Origin of the sequence: Mycobacterium sp. (assembly GCF_019243155.1) — a bacterium.
Taxonomy (GTDB): Bacteria; Actinomycetota; Actinomycetes; order Mycobacteriales; family Mycobacteriaceae; genus Mycobacterium.
In genome coordinates this window covers 1-18,121 of the sequence record NZ_JAFAUS010000107.1, presented here as the reverse complement: position 1 = coordinate 18,121, position 18,121 = coordinate 1, and the positions used below count along the sequence as shown (strand labels likewise).

The 18,121-nt window shown below is 65.4% G+C and carries 18 protein-coding genes; 6 read left to right on the top strand and 12 right to left on the bottom strand.

The genetic code is table 11. The features are described from left to right. From JOZ00_RS05575 to JOZ00_RS05555, 5 genes are all read right to left on the bottom strand, one after another. A partial coding sequence (locus tag JOZ00_RS05575; protein WP_293340874.1) for an amidohydrolase family protein occupies positions 1 to 1,078 on the bottom strand: 1,078 nt, incomplete at its 3' end. A 19-nt stretch (positions 1,079 to 1,097) separates the two neighbouring features. Next, positions 1,098 to 4,595: a carboxylic acid reductase gene (car, locus tag JOZ00_RS05570; RefSeq protein WP_293340871.1), complete on the bottom strand. Its 3,498-nt coding sequence runs from the start codon at positions 4,593 to 4,595 to the stop codon at positions 1,098 to 1,100. A gap of 21 nt (positions 4,596 to 4,616) precedes the next feature. Beyond that, complete coding sequence (locus JOZ00_RS05565; protein ID WP_293340868.1) at positions 4,617 to 5,564, bottom strand: SDR family oxidoreductase; 948 nt, start codon at positions 5,562 to 5,564, stop codon at positions 4,617 to 4,619. Further along, the gene (locus tag JOZ00_RS05560) at positions 5,558 to 6,781 is read right to left on the bottom strand and encodes a cytochrome P450 (RefSeq protein ID WP_293340865.1); all 1,224 of its coding nucleotides are present in this window, start codon (positions 6,779 to 6,781) and stop codon (positions 5,558 to 5,560) included. The genes JOZ00_RS05565 and JOZ00_RS05560 overlap by 7 nt, the downstream gene beginning before the upstream one ends. A 33-nt stretch (positions 6,782 to 6,814) precedes the next feature. Further along, complete coding sequence (locus tag JOZ00_RS05555; RefSeq protein ID WP_293340862.1) at positions 6,815 to 7,492, bottom strand: TetR family transcriptional regulator; 678 nt, start codon at positions 7,490 to 7,492, stop codon at positions 6,815 to 6,817. A 148-nt stretch (positions 7,493 to 7,640) separates the two neighbouring features. Between JOZ00_RS05555 and JOZ00_RS05550 the strand changes: the two genes are divergently transcribed. After that, positions 7,641 to 8,117 (top strand): nitroreductase family deazaflavin-dependent oxidoreductase, encoded by a 477-nt coding sequence (locus tag JOZ00_RS05550; RefSeq protein ID WP_293340859.1) that lies wholly within the window; start codon positions 7,641 to 7,643, stop codon positions 8,115 to 8,117. Between the two features lie 142 nt (positions 8,118 to 8,259). Here JOZ00_RS05550 and JOZ00_RS05545 read toward each other — a convergent pair whose 3' ends face one another. The 3 genes from JOZ00_RS05545 to JOZ00_RS05535 form a co-directional block, all read right to left on the bottom strand. Then, a complete protein-coding gene (locus JOZ00_RS05545; RefSeq protein ID WP_293340856.1) occupies positions 8,260 to 8,751 on the bottom strand; it encodes a DUF2231 domain-containing protein in 492 nt (163 codons plus the stop codon). Between the two features lie 34 nt (positions 8,752 to 8,785). Beyond that, on the bottom strand, positions 8,786 to 9,406 hold the full coding sequence (locus tag JOZ00_RS05540) for a hypothetical protein (protein ID WP_293340853.1): 621 nt from the start codon (positions 9,404 to 9,406) through the stop codon (positions 8,786 to 8,788). 110 nt (positions 9,407 to 9,516) lie between these two features. Beyond that, positions 9,517 to 10,338 (bottom strand): SigB/SigF/SigG family RNA polymerase sigma factor, encoded by an 822-nt coding sequence (locus JOZ00_RS05535; protein ID WP_293340850.1) that lies wholly within the window; start codon positions 10,336 to 10,338, stop codon positions 9,517 to 9,519. Positions 10,339 to 10,956: 618 nt separating this feature from the next. On the opposite strand from JOZ00_RS05535, the gene JOZ00_RS05530 reads away from it, so the two are divergent. From JOZ00_RS05530 to JOZ00_RS05520, 3 genes are all read left to right on the top strand, one after another. After that, positions 10,957 to 11,853, top strand: coding sequence for an SDR family NAD(P)-dependent oxidoreductase (locus JOZ00_RS05530; protein WP_293340847.1), 897 nt, complete (start codon positions 10,957 to 10,959; stop codon positions 11,851 to 11,853). 130 nt (positions 11,854 to 11,983) lie between these two features. After that, the gene (locus JOZ00_RS05525; RefSeq protein ID WP_293340844.1) at positions 11,984 to 12,769 is read left to right on the top strand and encodes a heavy metal-binding domain-containing protein; all 786 of its coding nucleotides are present in this window, start codon (positions 11,984 to 11,986) and stop codon (positions 12,767 to 12,769) included. Then, entirely contained in the window at positions 12,769 to 13,152 is a 384-nt protein-coding gene (locus tag JOZ00_RS05520) for a DUF5073 family protein (RefSeq protein WP_293340842.1), read from the top strand. Before JOZ00_RS05525 ends, JOZ00_RS05520 begins: the two co-directional genes overlap by 1 nt. Positions 13,153 to 13,161: 9 nt before the next feature. Here JOZ00_RS05520 and JOZ00_RS05515 read toward each other — a convergent pair whose 3' ends face one another. From JOZ00_RS05515 to JOZ00_RS05505, 3 genes are all read right to left on the bottom strand, one after another. Continuing rightward, positions 13,162 to 13,818: a cutinase family protein gene (locus JOZ00_RS05515; RefSeq protein ID WP_293340877.1), complete on the bottom strand. Its 657-nt coding sequence runs from the start codon at positions 13,816 to 13,818 to the stop codon at positions 13,162 to 13,164. Between the two features lie 76 nt (positions 13,819 to 13,894). After that, the gene (locus JOZ00_RS05510; protein WP_293340839.1) at positions 13,895 to 14,359 is read right to left on the bottom strand and encodes a hypothetical protein; all 465 of its coding nucleotides are present in this window, start codon (positions 14,357 to 14,359) and stop codon (positions 13,895 to 13,897) included. Between the two features lie 79 nt (positions 14,360 to 14,438). Continuing rightward, positions 14,439 to 15,110, bottom strand: coding sequence for a TetR/AcrR family transcriptional regulator (locus JOZ00_RS05505; protein WP_293340836.1), 672 nt, complete (start codon positions 15,108 to 15,110; stop codon positions 14,439 to 14,441). Between the two features lie 179 nt (positions 15,111 to 15,289). On the opposite strand from JOZ00_RS05505, the gene JOZ00_RS05500 reads away from it, so the two are divergent. Next, positions 15,290 to 17,056, top strand: a complete 1,767-nt coding sequence (locus JOZ00_RS05500) for an amidohydrolase family protein (protein ID WP_293340834.1) — start codon at positions 15,290 to 15,292, stop codon at positions 17,054 to 17,056. A 25-nt stretch (positions 17,057 to 17,081) separates the two neighbouring features. On the opposite strand, the gene JOZ00_RS05495 is transcribed toward JOZ00_RS05500, so the two are convergent. Continuing rightward, positions 17,082 to 17,675: a TetR/AcrR family transcriptional regulator gene (locus tag JOZ00_RS05495; protein ID WP_293340832.1), complete on the bottom strand. Its 594-nt coding sequence runs from the start codon at positions 17,673 to 17,675 to the stop codon at positions 17,082 to 17,084. Positions 17,676 to 17,787: 112 nt separating this feature from the next. Here JOZ00_RS05495 and JOZ00_RS05490 point away from each other — a divergent pair. Then, on the top strand, positions 17,788 to 18,121 hold a 334-nt coding region (locus tag JOZ00_RS05490), incomplete at its 3' end, for a class I SAM-dependent methyltransferase (protein ID WP_293340829.1).

The following is an 18,121-nucleotide window of genomic DNA, read 5'->3' as shown; positions in this document are numbered from 1 at the left end:
TCTCCGAGTAGCCGTAAGTGCTTTCGTTGTGGGGATAGTCAGACGACCACATCACCTTGTTGATGCCGATTTCGTCGATCTGCTTGAGGCCAAGCCCGTCGACCATGAACGAGGCGCACATGTGGGTGTCCCAGTAGTAGCGCACATCGTGTTCGGGTTGATGCGCGAGCATGTGCCGGTAGGAGGCAAGCACATGCTCGGCGCCTTGCAGGGCGGGCGGGACCCAGGCGATGCCGCCTTCGAACCAGCCCATGCGCAGGCGGGGATGCCGGTCGAGGATGCCACCGAAGATGTACTTGGAGAACATTTCCCGGAATGAGTCGATGTTGACCATCATCGCGACGGCGACACTGTTGACTTCGCTCGGGATCTTCGGCTGGCTCTCGCCGATGTGATGGGTGAGGGGAAGACCGGCTTCCTCGATTTCGTCCCACACCGCGTCCATCGCCGCGCCCGAGAAGTCGATGGGCTGGTCGTTGGCGTCGGTGCCGGGATTGATGGGCATCAGAAACGTCTTGAGGCCCAGTGACTTCAGTTCGGACAGGGTGCGCCGCGCGCCGCGCGGGTCCCACCAGTTGATCAGGCCCACCCCGTAGCAGTGGCCGTTGGAGTTCTCCTGCACCTGCGCGATGTGTTCGTTGTAGATGCGAAAAATGCGTTCGCGCAGCTGTTTATCCGGATAGTGGAACAGCGCCAGCACCGCGTTGGGAAAGGCCAGTTCTTTATCGACGCCGTCTTCGGCGAGCTGCTGGACGCGGGCTTCGATGTTGTTGGTGGCCGCCCCGGCCAGGTCGTCGTACTGCATGAGGACGGCGCTGAAGTCTCCGACCACCATCGATTGTCCCGGCGGCCCGAGCAGGTATGCGCCGTCCTCGTACCAGATTCGCGGCGCCTGATCCTTGAGGTCGTCGGGGAAATGCTGGTAGAAGATGTCATCGGCGAGCGAAATGTGGTTGTCCGCCGAGAAAACCTCGGTGCCGGGCGGCAGGCCCGCATCGCCTTGCGCGGCGTTGCCACGGCGGTGCTTGGGCGCGCCGAGGACGCCTTCCGGGTACAGGGTGCGGGCTGCGCTGGACATCATCGTCCCTTCGTTCGAATCACTTGCTGAGCATCCCGATTCGTTCCAGGTCGGCGAGGTATTTATCGATCAGGTGCTGCGACAGGTGGGGGATCGCCCGTCCCGTCCCGCGGACGGCAGCGCCGAACCGCTCGCCCGGTACCGGCGAACCGGCGACCGCAGTCATGGGTTCACGGTAGACGTCCAACACCGCAAGGACCGACTGCGAACGCTGGCGTTCGGGTAGTGCGCGCAGCGCCGTCTCGAATCGGGCCAGCCAGTTCGAATAATCGTCGATCTTTTCGATCAGATACCCCGCCTCGACGATCCAGTCGACGAAGGTGTCCAGGGAAACACCGTCGTTGTGCGGGTTGGTCGTGTTGTAGGTGTCGAAGCCGGAGCCATGCCGCGGCCCGATCGCGGCGATCGCGTCGGCCAGGAAGTCCACTGGCAGGCCTTCGTAGCGGGGGCGCGCGCCGTCACCGCGGTAGAACGAGCGCGGAGCGACTCCAGTGGCGACCAGGCTGAACAACAATCGGGTAAAGATGTCCGGCACGTTGAGCTGTCCCGCGTAGCGACTGTCGGCGAGGATCATCCCCGGCCGGAACACCGCCACGGGCAGCCCGCACAGGTCGTGTGCCTCGCGCATCAGGACCTCGCCGGCCCACTTGCTGATCCCGTAGCCGTTGGCGTAACCGTCGTTGACGGTGCATGCCGGGACGGAGCGGCGGATGTCGGTGTCCTCGTCGACCAGCTGGTGCGCGACGGCGCTGACACCCATCGTGGAGATGTAGTGAACCGGCTTGAGTCTGCTGGTGATTGCCAACTTGATCACTTCGGCGGTGCCCACGACGTTGGGCGCGAACAACTGGCGGTAGGGGAGAACGTGATTGACGTGGGCGGCGGGGTGCACGACCAGGTCGACACTGTCGGCCAGCCGCCGCCACGTCGCCCCGTCCAGGCCGAAGTTCGGTTCGCCGATGTCGCCCGCCACAACCTGGAGATGATCTTCGGCGAGCGCCTGGAAGCGATGCAGCAGTTGCTCATCGGAGCCCAGCGCCGCCTCGATTCGCCGGCGCGCCTGGGCGGCGTCGGCGCCCCGGGTCAGGCAGATCAGGGTTCCGCCCGAATCAGCCAATCCCTGCAGCCACTCCAGACCGAGGAAACGCCCCAGGAATCCCGTTGCACCGGTGAGCAATACGGTGCGGACCTCGGCCGTGGGAGGTGACAGCAACATGGCCGATTTCAGGGTGTCTTCGTCGATGAATCTTTCCAGCTTCAGGTCCTCGGCGTGCACCTCGGTGCCGCCCGCGTCGTGGACCGACGCGTAGCCGGGCGCATCCGAGCCGCGACGGCGTTCGATGTGGTCGGCGATGCTGAGCAGATCCCCGGTGGGGTCGATCACCACGCTCACCGGCACTTCGATGCCGTAGATGTCGGCCAGCAGCGTCGAAAAGTTCAGTGCCGAAAGCGAATCGCCGCCGAGATCGATGAACCTTGCCTCGGCCGAGACATCGGGTGCCGAAACGCCGAGGGTGGCCTGCACGGCCTTGGTCACGGTCGCCAGCACGGGCTGGTCGGCGCCGCCGGTGCGCAACGCGCGAAGCTGGCCGAGCTGGTCATCGGCCATCATCGCGTACAGCTCTTCGAGCCGGTCGCCGTAGCGGGCTTTGAGTTTGGGCCGCAGAAACTTTCCGACGCCGGACAGCAGTCCGTTTTCCAGGCTGAACGGCTCCATTTCGATCAGGAAGTCACGTGGGACCTCATAGCCGTTCAGTTGGTTCTCACGCGCGATCTGGCGCAGCGACTGTGCGATCTCTGATGCCCCGAGGCTGTTGTCGATGGGCACGACCACTGCGAGCAGGAACGCACGGGCGCTGTTGCCGTAGATGTATATCTGGTGGATCAGCGCACTGGTCGAGTACAGCGCCTCCAGCCGCGAGACCGCGACGAACTCGCCCTGCGAAAGTTTGATCACGTTGTTGCGGCGGTCGACGTAGCGCAATCGGTCCGGGCCGACCTCGGCCATGATGTCGCCGGTCTTGTAGTAGCCGTCCTCGTCGAACATGGTTGCGGTCAGGTCGGGCCGGTTGTAGTACCCGGCCATGAAACGCGACGACTTGACCGCCAATTCGCCTCGGGGATAAGGCTTGTCGGTGTTGAAGTAGCCGAGCTCAGGAACGTCGAGCAGTTTGTAGTCGACGACGGGCGGCCGCAGCACGTGCTCGTCGGCCACGATCATGCCGCCGGCGATCTCCGTGGATGAGTAGCCGATCAGCAGATGCTGATCGAGCACCTCTTCCATGAACACTTTGATCTCCGGGGACAACGCAGCCGAACCGCAGCCAACGGCCAGCACGCGGCCGCCCAGGATCTCTTCCCTGATGGCCGTCGTGATTCGCTCACCGGTGGTGTCCGGATCCGCGCCCGCCGTGACTTGGCGGTCCAGCTCGCGCTGGTAGTGGTGATAAAACATCTCGCACACCCGCGGCACCAGGCTCATCGATGTGGGACGCACCAGCGCCAAATCTTCGAACAACGTCGAAAGATCGCTCTTCGCGGCGAAATAGCTGACGCCACCATTGGCGAGCGTCAAGATGACGTAGCCGTAACCGATCAGGTGGCTCATCGGCATGTAGCTCAAGGTGATGACGGGCTGGTCGGATTGCGCGAGCCAGGTGCCGATGCACAGGCTTTCGGTGAACATCGCACCTTTGGGTGTGCCGGTGCTACCGGATGTGTAGAACACCCACGCCAGCGGGTCTTCCTCGGTCGAGGCGACGTGTAGTGGCGGCTCAGGCAACGAATTTCCGTGCACGACGACGTCGTCGATCGTTTCGACGGTCAGCGCGCTGCCCGCCGCGCTCAGCCGGGCCGAAGCCGCCTCGTAGATGGCACGTTGATCGTCGTCGCGGGATTCGTAGTCGAAGACGATGAGGCGTTTGGGTGCGGTGCCGGACAGCGCCGCCTCGACGGCGGTAGCGAGGTTGTCGATGCCCACCGCCAAGATCTGCGGCTGGGTTTCGGCCAGGATCGGCGCGTGCTGAGCGGCCGGGGCACTGGTCTGTAGCGGAACCACCACGGCGCCAAGGTGTATGCAGGCGCACTCGATGGCGGTGTAGTCGATGCTGGCGAACCCCAGCACGCATACGAAGTCCCCGGTGCGCACCGGATGCTTTTCATCGTGATGCCACTCCGCGGCGATGGCCCGCACGCGTGCCCAGAGGTCCGCGTAGGTGATGGTTTCGAATCGTGGCAGGAAGCGCAGTGACGAGCGGCCGGTGGCGGGATCGGTGACCACTTCCCGGACGCGCTGCCCGAGCGCGGGTCTGGTGGCGTAGCCCCGCAACACCGTCGCCATGACCTCGGCGATCCGCAGCCCGGGCGCGCGTGCCGCCGCAGCGATTTCGTCGTCGGGTTTTGTCTTCCGGAACTGCTCGTCATCGACGTACAGCCGTTCGCGCCGGCGCGCCAACCGCTCCCACTGGTCCTGCTGCGCGCCGGGATCCTTTACATCAGTGCGACCGACGAACGCCATCTTTCACCACTTTCTTCGACCTCAACCCGGGTAGCTGACGCCGGTGAGCTGTTCGGAGAGCTGCCACAGTTGTCGCAAATCGCTTTCGCTGCGCGCCAATCGGGGGACACCGGCGAATGTGACTCCGCCGCCGGCCGTTTCGTAGAAGCCGCGGGGGCCGTAATATTTTGCGCCCCGGGCATCCGACGAGACTGCTGCGTAGAGTGTCGGTTTGATTCCCTCGTCGACGTCAAGCCACATGAACGGCAGCAACCGCCACGTCAATCGGGTGAACCGGGCAGACAGCGTCGGTCTGTCGCGACCGTACGACGCGCCGCTGAGCAGGTTGGTCTTGGACAAACCGGGATGAGCCGCGTTGGACATCAGACCCCAGCCACCGAGGCGGCTGAGCCGATCCAACTCGAAAGCGAACATCAGTTGGCCGAGTTTGGCCATCCCGTAGGACAGCATCGGCTTGTAGCCGTGCTGCGCGTTGGGATCGTCGAATTGCAGCTTCGGTTGCGTGGCGGCGATGCTGCTGACGGTCACCACGCGCGCCGATGCCGCCGCGCGCAGCAGCGGGAGGAGGTGCCCGGTCAGCGCGAAGTGCCCGAGATGGTTGGTGCCGAACTGCAATTCGTAGCCGTCCTGGGTTTCCTGGCGCTGTGGTGGTGTCATGACGCCCGCATTGTTGATCAAGATATCGATCGGGCGGCCGTCGGCCGTGAGTTCATCGCCAAGGCCGGCAACGCTTTTCAGCGATGACAGGTCGACGAGTCGAAGGCTCAGCTTGGCGGCGGGAACCTCGCGGTGGATCTCGGCGATCGCGGTCTCGCCCTTGGCCTTGCTGCGGACCGCCAGCACGACGTCGGCGCCCGCGGCCGCCAGTCTTTTGGCCAGTCCCAGTCCCAGTCCGCTGTTCGCTCCGGTGACGACGGCGAATTTGCCGGAGAGATCGGGTATTTCGAGCGTCAGATCGGGTTTCACCATGTCACGGGAAGCTCGTAGACGCCATAGGCCAACGCGTCGTGCTTGAACGGAAGCTCGTCGCGCGGCACCGCCAGCCGCAGCGTGGGGACACGGCGTAGCAAGGTGGGCAAGACGATTTGTAGCTCCATGCGGGCCAACTGCTGACCCACGCATTGATGGCGTCCGTAACCGAACCCGACGTGGGCGCCGTCTTCGCGGCGCAGGTCCAGACGGTCTGGATCGGGGAATTGACGCGGGTCCCAGTTCGCCGGTGCGACATCGAGAATGATGCCCTCGCCGGCGCGAATGGTCTCACCACCGATTTCGATGTCCTCGACGGCGATGCGACGCTGGCCCGTCTGAATGATGCTCAGGTAACGCATCAATTCCTCGACGGCGACGGCGATGACCTTGGGATCGTCGGCGTCGCGCATGATTTCCAGCTGATCCGGATGGTCGAGCAGGGCGGCGACGCTGAGGCTGAGCATGTTCGCAGTGGTCTCATGACCGGCGATCAGCACCCCGGTGGCGAGCTGGGCGGCCTCGCGGACGCTGAGCTCTTCGGCATTGACCCGTTCGGCGAGGTCGGAGACCAGATCCTCCGATGGATCCTCCCTCTTGGCGCGCACCAGGTTGGCGATGTATTTGGCCAGCGACGCGGCACCCTGCGCCGTATCCTCCTCGGTCGCATAGCGACCCATGCCCCGCTGGGCTTGAGCCTGGAAGAAGTCGGCGTCCTCATAGGGCACGCCCAATAGTTCGCTGATGACCAGGGAGGGAATTGGCAGCGCCAAGGTGCTGACGACGTCGCCGGGATTGGGGCCCGCCAGCAGGGCGTCGATGTGGTCGTCGGTGATCTTCTGGACCGCGGGCCGCAGAGCCTCGACGCGCTTGAAGGTGAACGGTTTCGACAGCATGCGGCGAAAGCGGGTGTGCTCCTCGGCATCCGAGGTGAACACCGAGCGCGGGCGCTTGTGCACCGTGGCGAGCATTCCCGCGTTCCAGTGCGGATATCCCGGCAGCCGGTCGTCGACGCTGGCGCGGCCATCGGTGAACAACGCACGGATGGCGTCATACCCGTGGATCAGCCAGGGCGTGCTGCCGTCCCAGATCCGGACCCTGCTCAATTGCCTGTCGTCGTTGAGCGCCAAGGCCGTTGGCGGCGGGGCGAAGGGGCAGCCCGGCGCGCGCGTCATCGGGAATTCGGGGATATCAGCGGCGGTGGACGTCTCTGTCATCGTGCTCCTCGGTTCTTGGCGTGCCCTGGGTCTCTAGCCGTCTGCCACGCTCACGTGGACCGGCGCGCGCCACAGGCCGACGATCGCGTCGATCAGTCCCTCACCGGCGACCGGCCACGCCGAACGCGAACGCGCGCCGTGCTCGGCCAGGGCGCTTTCGTGCTCGGCGCAGGTGTGCATGAGCAGATTGCGCACCATCACCATCCGTTCGGAAAGCACCCGCCTGGGCAGGTCGGGAAGGCAGCGGTTGATGCCGTCAAGGGTCTGCACCAGGAGCGGCGCCGCGAGTGCGTCTTTGGTGATGACGTGGCGGTAGGTGGGGTCGGCCATGGCTTGCGCGGCGAACCGGGCATACCAACTCGGCGTGCCCAGCGCGGCCAGGTGATCGGTGAGCGGGCGCACCAATGCGCCCACCCAATCCCTGAGCTCGGTCGACTGGCCGATGGCGCTCAGCATCTGCCCGCGCAGCCCCTCGATGGGCTCGCGGTGCTTGGCTTCGATCGCGCGTAGCAGGTCGGTCCTTGTCCCGAAGTGGTAGCAGGCGGCGGCGTTGTTGCCTTGCCCGGCCGCCTCGCTGATCTGCCGGTTGGACACGGCGTACATGCCGCGTTCGGCAAACAACACCTCGGCAGCCGACAAGATCGCCTCGCGGGTGCCCGTCGACCTTTCGGAGCGAGCAACGCGCTCGGCGGTCATCGCCTCAGTGAACACCGCCCGTCTCGTTAAATCAAGCAATTTATTTAGGGGTGCGGCGACCTGCGGTCGAGCGTGACTCGAAACCCTCGGTCGTCAGCCGCATTTCAGCGTTATTTCAGCGGCCCGACGCATCGGCCAGCAGGGCGGGGAATACAGTCGCCCTATGAATCCGCTGCAGCGGGTCGCTCGCAACCCGACCGTCTACCGCCGGTTGGTGTTGGGCGGGCGGCCGGCCGCCGAAGGTACGGAGGCCCTGCTGCGGTTCGCCACCGGCGGACGGCTCGGCGTCTTGGACCTGGTCGGTCTGCCGAACGTGCGGATCACCATCTCGGGACGCAAAACGGGTCTCGCCCGCACCGCGACGGTGCAGTACGTGCCTGCCGAATCCGGGTTGCTGCTGGTCGGGTCGAACTGGGGCCGCGAGAAGCACCCGTCGTGGTCGGCGAATCTCAAAGCGACACAACGCGTCACCGTTCGCGAACGTGGACATCAATTCGTTGCTAACGTGCGGCTACTGACTGGCGAAGAACGTAATAAGGCATGGGCCAAGGTGATTGCGTACTGGCCGAACTATCAACTCGCCCAGGATCAGGCCGGTGGGCGACGATTTCGGCTGTTTCTACTCACGCCGAGCACGTGATCTCTAGCCGGCGAGCCCTTTCTTGATGGCCTCATCCTGTTTCTGACCGCCGCCGCACGCCGGCCAGCGTCATCGGCAGCGGCAGCGGCAGCGGCACCACAACAACGAGCCTCGGAGCGATCCTCATGCCCTGACTCCTTCGCTAACCGGAAGGTGCCTTTTTCAGGTGTGCTATCTCGTTGCTCCAAACCGACTGCGACCCAGCGTCACCCACGCGGTAGATCTGGATCAGCGCCGAGATCCCGACGCCAAGAACCAGTATGGCGACGAGGATGTTGGCGATCATGTGGCTCTTGCCGAATCGGCGTTCGGCCACGCGGAATATCACGAGCACGATCGCAACCGCCAACAGAGCAGCGGAGTAATAGTTCATGGCGCTGCCCAGTTCGGCGTGCCGCTGCAAGATGGGGCTGGCGCTAGGTCGAAGGTCGTATAACCACCCGCCAGCGTTGATGGTCAAGGGTGTCAATGCCATTGTCCCGGCGGCCAATAGCAACGTGAGCCACAACAGGTGGCCCCGCCGGGCCGCCGGCCAAAGACCGCAAACGATTTCAAGCAGCGCGGTAAGCGGTACGAGCACCACCACGAAGTGGACCAGCAGCACGTGAGCGGGCAGCCCGTTGATTACCGTCATACGAATCCTCGCCTGCTAAGCGGTGCGCCCTGGCTCAGCCGCCGAGGCCCTTCTTGACCGCCGCTTGCTGCTTTTGGCCGACGTCGTTGACGAATTCCGGTGGTGCCAACGACTCCGGCGGGCCGTCGAATTCCAGCGTGACCAGCGCCTTGCCCTCGGTAAAGAGCAGTATCGTGACGCCCCTGGATTTGTCCGGTGAATTACCCAGCAGCAGCGTTCCACCCGTGCCGATGTTCGACGGTTGCGTTTGCGGATCTTTCACGACGTTGCCCTGCTGGCCCTTCGCCGCGTTCAACGCGTCCGTCGCCGCGCCCGGGTCCGCGTAGATCAGGATCGTGTCCTTGATGACGTGGCTGCCGTCTTCGTCCTTGAAGGTGGTGGCCACGCCCGGCTGGCCGTTCGGGTTGTTCGTCGGCGGGGCGGCCGTGAAGGGCACCGGCGCCTGGATGTCGGTCGCCTGAATCAGCAGGTTGCCGTAGTCACCCGCGGGCCCCGGCGCCGCCGCCGGCGGCGTTGCGGCTGAACTGCTGCTACTGGTCGCCGGCGCGGAGGATCCAGACTTTGACGTCGACGAGGTCGAATGGCTGCAGCCCGCCACCGCGACTGCCAGCACCGTCGCCGCCGCGCCGGCGACCGCTATCTGAAAGACCCTCATCGCGTCGTGCTCCCTTCTCCGCGACACCGTCGGCTTTGCTCCCGAAACGCACAGTACATCGCTCGGCGCCGCAAACGTGCCGCAGGAAGGCTCTGGACGCGTTGGAGGGTCTACTCCAGTTGGTCGCGCAGGCTGCGCAAAGTGCTCGTCAGGATGCGCGAGATCTGCATCTGCGACACCCCGATCCGCTCGGCGATCTGGCTCTGCGTCATCGACTCGAAGAACCGCATCCGCAGAACGTCGCGCTCGCGTTGCGGGAGCGCATCGATGACGACACGCAGCGCTTCGCGGTTGGTGATGTGCTCCATCTGCGGATCGACGCCGCCAACGGCGTCCGCCACCGAGCGGGGTGTTCCCGAGCTATCGGTACCCATCGGTGCGTCCAGGGAGTCGAGTCGATAGGCGTCGCCCGCGACCAGGCATTCGACGATCTCCTCGCGGGGAACTTCGAGCACCTGGGACAACTCGCCTGCGGTGGGCGCACGTCCCAGCCGCTGGGCCAGATCAGCCGTGGTTCTGCTGATCTGAACGTGTAACTCACGCAACCGGCGCGGCACCCGCATTCCCCAGCTGTAGTCACGGAAGTAGCGCCGGACCTCGCCCATCATGGTCGGAACAGCGAATCCGATGAAGCTGGGACCCTTCGCGGGGTCGAACCGGTTGACGGCATTCATCAGCCCTAGACGGGCGACCTGGACCAGGTCATCGTGACCCTCGCCCCTACGGGCAAAGTGGCTGGCCACGTGGTCGGCCAACGGCAGGCAGCGGGCCACGATACGTTCGCGCTGCCGACGGTATTCATGCGATTCGGCAGGCATGTCGCGCAACGCGAGGAACATCTCGACCACGTCGTCGTAGGAGTCGTCGGAGCGCGTCTTTGAAGCGGGAGCGGGAGCAGGAGCGGGTCGGGCTGGATCGATGACTTGGGTCATAGGCCGTTGCGCCTCGTCTCGGGCCACGACGTGTAAACACCAGTGCACAAACAGGTTTGCATTGCTGGCACGCTTTCTTTGAATCGTGTGCAGCGAGACATCGCAGTAATGCGCACAGTCGCCTCCGCTGCACCCGTATCCGTGGGACGGGCCGACCACCCGAATGCACCGAAACTGAGGAGAGGGAACCCTAAGGCTTTATCGCCGGAGCACCACGCTCAGCTACCGTGCGGCTGGATGACCGCTTTTAGCTAAACGGCGACACGTCCAAAACGGACTTCAGTGGTGACTATACGCCCTGATGCGCTGGCTCGCGATCGGATGCAGAAAGTGAGGCGCGAGCCCGCGTTATCGATCGTCTGCGCATCGGAGTGCGTCGTCAGCAACCACAATCGTCGACACCGGTGTCGCGCCGGTTTCCTCTCGGGCTGCGGTGTTAGCCCTGTCCTGAGGGCCGAATCCGCGACGACCTCCCGCACCGGCAAACGGGCTTCGCCCTTTGCACGGGGGGTCCGAAAACCGTGGTGATACTGTTCGCCTGATGTGTCTGACCCAAATCGCGTGGCACGTTCTCGACCGCGGTCGAGAGCATCTCTCGCACAACGCATTACAGCGCCGGTGGTAAGCGACTGCCAGGGTCTGCTGACCGGCCGTGGGGCGGTGGTGTCCGGCGGCAGTCGTGGGATCGGACGCGCTGTCGCGGAACTGCTTTGCCACCTGGGCGCGGGCGTGGTCGTGAACGGGCGCGACAGAAACGCCGTGGAGGACACCGTCGCGGCGATCAAAGCGGCGGGAGGACGCGCCACCGCCGTGGTCGGGGCCGCGGACGAGGAGCATGTCGCCCGCGCGCTCGTCGACGAATGCATCAAGGAGTTCGGCCGTCTGGACACTCTGATCAATTGCGCAGGGACCGCGGAACCCGCAGGCTCCTCGATCTTGACGATCTCGCCTCGGGAGTTCGATCAGCTGATCGGCGCCCACCTCGGCACGGCGTTTCACACCTGCCGCGCCGCAGCTCCCGTGATGGCCGACCAGGGCCACGGATCCATCATCAACACCAGCTCAGTGGCATTCCTGGGCGACTACGGCGGCACCGGCTATCCCGCGGGCAAGGGCGCCGTCAACGGGCTGACGCTGGCAATCGCCGCCGAATTGAAAGCCTTCGGGGTACGTGCCAACATCGTATGTCCCGGCGCCAGAACGCGGCTCTCTACGGGCGCCGAGTACGAAGAGCACATCGCCGACCTCCACCGCCGGGGCTTGCTCGACGAGATGACCATGCGGGCCTCGCTGGACAGCGCCCCGCCGGAGTTCGTGGCACCGGTCTACGCCTACCTCGCCAGTGACTTGGCGCGCGACGTGACGGGCCAGATCCTGGTCGCCGCAGGCGGATTCGTCGGTAGCTTCGATCGCGTGACTCCACGCGTGCTGGGTTACCGCGATCATCATCAGGCCGGACCGTGGTCGATTGACGAGGTGCACACCATGATCGACACCGCGACCGCGAAACGATGAGCGGATAGTTCATCGCCCGTTGACCAGCCCTGGAGTCGCACGTTATGGGTATGCGAGGCCAACGTGCGGCCTACGCTATCCACCGGACCGCAGAAGGGTCGCAGAAGGGTCGCAGAAGGGTGATGTGAGAATGCAACCGAATCCGCTGGACCCGATCGCCAGCGAGCGATTGTCGCACGCCGGCAAGGTTTTCACGTCCGACCTGTCGATCAACGAATTCGCCCTGCTGCACGGAGCAGGGTTCGAGCCCATCGAGCTGGTGATGGGCGTGTCGGTCTATCACGTGGGCTACCAGTTCACCGGGATCCGGCAGCAGTCCGAACTGCCCGTTCTCACCGACGCCACCTACCGCGCCCGCTGGAACGCGATGTCGCGGATGCAGGCCGAGGCCGACTCGCTCGGCGCCGACGGAGTGGTCGGTGTCCGTCTCGAATGGCGTCATCAGGGGGAGGGCGAGCACCTCGAGTTCATCGCGGTGGGCACAGCGGTGCGGTACGTGGAGAAGCCGGGCGCATACCGGCGACCCAATGGGCAGGCATTCGCCAGTCACCTGTCCGGTCAGGATCTGACGACGCTGCTGCGGTCCGGGTACGCCCCTGTCGCCTTCGTGATGGGCAACTGCGTGTTTCACATTGCGGTGCAAGGGTTTCTGCGAACCCTTGGCCAGATGGGACGCAACGCCGAGATGCCGCAGTGGACGCAGGGCAGCTACCAAGCCCGGGAGCTGGCGATGTCACGCATGCAGAGCGAGGCCGAACGCGACGGCGGAAACGGCGTCGTCGGTGTGCATTTCGCGATTTCAAACTACGCGTGGGGACACCACACGGTCGAGTTCTACGCCGCGGGAACGGCGGTTCGCCGCACCGGTGAGCCGCAGACGCTGACACCGTCGTTCGTCTTGCCGATGAGTGATTGATGACCGGCTTCGACCCCGACCGGGTCAGCCGGGCGATCGGCACGGCGTTGCCCGGTCCCGGGGGAGTTGGACTGGTGCTCAGGGTTTTCTGCGGCGTTCCCGGCGTGATCCTGATTCCGGCCCGCCGCAGCTTCTTCCGGTCGCAGCCGGAGCGTGTGCAGATCGGCGAATGGCGGTATGAAGTCACCGCCGACGGCCGGGTCAGCGCCGCCCACCTGGTCAACGGCATCGTCCTGGCCGAGGAGGTCCTCGCCGCCGGCACGGTCGGCCCGCACATCGCCCGCGCGCTCGGGCAGGTGGTGAACAGCTACGGACCCACGGTCATGCCGAACGTCGATGCGGCGCTTGAGGTTCTGGAGACCGGATCCGAACCGCGCTTCTAGAGAGGTCGGCTACGTTCCTGACGTGATGTGGCCTGCGACGAAATCAGCCGCTTGGTCGACCATCCCCGCCTCGACATACTGCCTGTGCGCGGCCGGATTGGTGGCGTCCGAGCAGATCGGATCGCCGGGCACGCACAATTCGATGGTTTTGGGTGCATACAGCGGACCGATCGTGACGGGCGGCTGGTTGATGATGCTCATGAACCGGCTCGACGGCTTTCCGAAGAGGGCGACCGCGGCCACGTGGTTGGAAATCTCAGACGGCATCGGCTGCAGTGCCTCTACCAGCTGCACCCCGTCCGGCACAGCGCTCTCGGTGGCGAAGCCCACCACGGCGGCGCCCTGCGAGTAGCCGCCCAGCACCATCCTGGTCCTGGGGCAGGCCACCGCCATGTGCTCAACGTGGGCGCCCGCGTCGCTGATGCCGTCGACGGCGGTGGGGAAATCGGTGGTCGCGGGGTAGTTGACCGGATACACGCCCACCGATTTGGCGCCGACGTGCGAGCGCAGCGTGTCGACGAAATTCTGGCCGATGCGGCCGACGCCCGGGGGCTCGTTGGTGCCCCGCGCGAACACCACCTCGACATCGGGGCAGGGTTCGGCGGAGGCCGACGGGGCGAACGCGGTCAGGGGTGCCCAAAAGGCTGCGACCGCAGCACAAGTCAGACTGGCGATGGTTTGCGCCTTCACAGCGTGATCTTGTCACAAGGTCGCAGTTCGCGCGCGTTGTGCGGTGCCGGGCCTATCGCGGGGCGTCACCGCGCCTGCGGTGGACGAACGAGCTTGCGGCGCGCAACAGACCGCGGAATGCGTAGGCAGCGGCGAGGACCGACAGGATGATCAGCACGATGAACATCGGCAGCCAGTTGCTCCTGCTGTGATTGACGTCCCACCAGACGACGGTGAACAGCAGCACCGACACGAGAAGCAGGACGTCTCGCCAGTTGCCCCGGTACGACAATGCGGCCCGGCGCAGCGCCCGGGTTCTGTCGGTGGCATCAACCAGGTCGTCGATGCGGGCGTCGATGGTGCGCTGCAGTTCCGCGCGGCGCTCGGTGGCATCCGCGGGGAGCCGGTCCAACAAATCCATATCCTGCTTGATCAGCCCGCGGAAGTCGGGGCCCCTGAACTGCCCGGCAGCCATGGCCAGCATCGCACCGCCGAAAACGGGCGCACTGTCTAGCGCGATTTGTCCCAGACCCACCATGTCCGCTCCTTGATCGGTCGTCGCTGCCACGGGAGTCCTTCTGACGCCGGCCGTACATGTGGTCGAAAACGTATGGTCGTCAAGACGCGCGGGACGGGCGCCGGCGGGTTCGCGAGGGCTCGGGTGTGTGCAGCGCATCCATCGCGCGGACCATCTGCGGGTAGGCGATCGCCGGCCCGATCCAGCGCGTGAGGTAGCGCCGGAGGTCGGCCCCGCTGCGCGGTGGACGCCCTGGGTCGGCAAGGAAAGAGTGCAGCACCCGCAAGCAGAACTCGTTCAGCTCGTCCAGCCCGGCCTCATCGAAACCGTACTGCTCCCAATCGATGTCGTAGCGGTGCAGCATCGAACGTCCGAACGCCAGAGCCGTATCCGAGACGATGGAGACCTTCTGGCCGCCGCGATGGCGCTGACTGAGCACGAACTCGACCTGATTGTCCGAGGCCAGTTGCTCGATGGCGAAGGCCATCCCTTCGGTGATCGTCACGACCGGGTCGGTGACGCCTTTGAGATGGGCCGTCATGCGGTCGAGAAAGCCGTCGGCGGACCGCATCGCGGATGCCACCAACAGGGCTTGCGTGCCGGGGAAGTACCGGTAGACCGTCTGCCGGGTCACGCCCAGAGCGCGCGCCACGTCGGCAATCCGCAACGCCGAACCGCGTTCATCGAGGATCTTGTCGGCGGCATCCAGGATGCGCTCGATCGCCTCCTCGTCGGAGGCCGGCGTGTTTCCCGCCCAGCCGTGACTGCGCATGCCTAGCGAATGGCAAACGCGTAGCCGGAAATACCCACAGCTGGATCATAGCGTCTGGACGATCGCAATCCTTGCTGGCTAATCACCGTGCCGCACTGGCCGGCACGACGAGACACTTGAGCACACTCTGTATGCTCAGTGCGGGTCCGGCGGTGCCGGCGTGGCAGAAAGGCCGAGCAATGCACTACGACACCGTGATCACCAACGGACGCTGGTTCGACGGGACGGGTGCGCCATCGGCGCGCAGGAACATCGGAGTGCGGGACGGCCGCGTCGCCACCATCACCGACGCGCCACTCGACACGACGGGCGCCGAGGTCATCGACGCGACGGACCAGTGGGTGATTCCCGGCATCATCGACATTCACACCCATTACGACGTCGAAATACTGTGCGAGCCCGGGCTTTCGGAGTCGGTGCGGCACGGGGTCACCACGGTGATGCTCGGATCATGTTCGCTGTCAACGGTATACCTGGACAGCGTTGACGCCGGCGACATCTTCGGCCGGGTCGAGGCGATCCCCAGGCGCTACGTCATCGAGCACCTCGAGGCCGCCCGCTCATGGACGAACCCCAAGCAGTATGTGGCCGCACTGGAAAACCTCAACCTGGGCCCCAACCTGATGGCATTCATCGGCCACTCCGACATGCGGGCCGCGACGATGGGTCTGGACCGCGCGACGCGTAAGGACGTCCGGCCGTCGGAGTCCGAACTCGCGCGGATGGAGTCCATGCTTCGCGAGGCGCTCGACGAGGGATTCGTCGGGATGTCCTCGCAGCAGCTGTTGTTCGACAAGCTCGACGGCGAGGTCTGCCGGTCGCGTACCCTGCCGTCGACGTATGCGACATCGCGTGAACTGCGGCGCCTGAACGCTATCTTGCGGCGCCGCAACAAGATATTGCAGTCGGGCCCGGACATCAAGAATCCGCTTTCCGTGGTCTCGCAGCTGGCGACGTCGCTCGGATTCGGTCGTCCCCGGTTGAAGACCAGCCTGTTGTCGGCGGCCGATATCAAGGCGATTCCGCCGGTCATTCATCTGATCAACCGGCTCGCCCGAGTTGTCAACTCGCTCGGCGGCGATTTCCGTTGGCAGCACTTGCCGGTTCCCTTCGAGGTCTACGCGGACGGGATCTCGCTGGTGGTCTTCGAGGAGTTCGGCTCCGGCGCCGCGGCGCTGCACCTGCAGAGCGAGATCGAGCGCAATCGTCTGATGCGCGATGAGGACTATCGCCGCCGGTTCCGCAAGGACTACGACGCGAAATTCGGTCCGCGCGTATGGCATCGCGACTTCTTCGACGCCGAGATCGTCGCCTGCCCCGACGAATCGGTGGTGGGCAAGTCATTCGGGCAGGTGGGGCTGGACCGCGGCGGCCTGCATCCCGTCGACGCCTTCCTCGACCTGGTGGTCGAGCACGGTGAGAAATTGCGCTGGCACACCACGATCTCCAACCACCGCCCCGAGGTCCTCAAAACGCTGGCGCGGAGCGACTCCGTCCAAATGGGGTTCTCCGACGCGGGCGCCCACCTGCGCAACATGGCGTTCTACAACTCGGGCCTGCGGTTGCTGCGCCACGTGCACGACGCCGAGAAGCAGGGGACTCCCTTCATGTCGGTGGAGCGCGCGGTGCACCGGCTCACCGGCGAACTCGGGGAGTGGTACGGGATCGACGCCGGCACTCTGCGCGAGGGTGACCGCGCCGACATCGTCGTGGTCGATCCGGACAAGCTCGATGGGTCGCTGGATCGCTACGCCGAACACCCGGTCGAGGCGTACGGCGGCTTATCGCGGATGGTCAACCGCAACGACGACACAGTCACCGCGGTGCTGGTGGCCGGGGTTCTCGCGTTCGGTGCGGGCAAGGCCACACCGGCGCTGGGCTCGCGAAGGCTCGGCCAGTTCCTGCGCGCCGACAACCGATCGCGAAAGCTGGCGGCGACGGCATAGCCAATATGCTTGGTGTGTAACGCTTTCAAGCAACCGACGCGCCGAGAATGAGGTTGACGGCCTCGTCGAGCTGCCCGTCGATCTCGGAGAAGCTGACGAAGCGGGCGGTCATCAGCGCACCGGAGAACGTCATCTGCAGCGTGGACTTCACGGCGCGCGGCCAGCCAGGCCCCAGCGCGGCCCCGATCCGCCTGGCCACCTCCTCGCCGATCTGTTCCCGCAGCGGCTTGACCGCGGGGTCGTCGGCCATCAGCGCGGCCCCGCAGGCGGCGGTCAACTCGGGTTCGTCGGCGACCATCACCGCCATGTCGCGCAGCGTCGCGCTCACGCGGGTCTTGGTGGTCACGTTGACGTCGGTGTGCAGCGGCAAGTCGCGCAGAAACCGTAGGTACACCGCGGCGACCAGGGCGCTTTTCGACGGGAAATACGTGTAGGCGCTGGCCGGTGACACGCCGGCACGAGTCGCCACCGCGCGCATCGTCAGGTTCGCATACGACGACTCCCGCAGTTCCTCCAAGCCGGCATCGAGGACCTTGCGAATGGTCTGGCCCGGCCGACGGTCCGATCGGCGGGCCGGACCGGTGCCGGCAGCCACCGGGGTTGCCGCATCTTTAGACACCAGTCCAGTGTAGGAACGGACTCGGCGCCGTGGGCCCGAGCCACATCGTTTGTCGACGTCCAATTACAGACAGCTGTCTAGAACAGTCGCCCGCAGGTTCTAGAGTGGCGCCATGGCTGAAGCGGACCGGCGCCGCTGGGACGAGCGGTACGCGACCAGGGGGTCGCCGCCACGCGCGGTCGCCCCGCCAAGGGTTTTGGCGCGCTACGCCGACCGGTTTCCCGTCGCGGGAACCGCACTGGACCTGGCCTGCGGACAGGGGACCGGCGCGGTGTGGCTTGCGCTGCGCGGGCTCGACGTCGTCGGGCTGGACATCTCCTCGGTGGCGATAGACCAGGCGCGGGATTTGGCGCACCACAGCGGGGTCGGTGATCGCTGCCGCTTCGACGTCGTCGACTTCGATGCGGGTCTGCCGCCCGGGCCGCCCGTCGACGCGATCGTGTGTC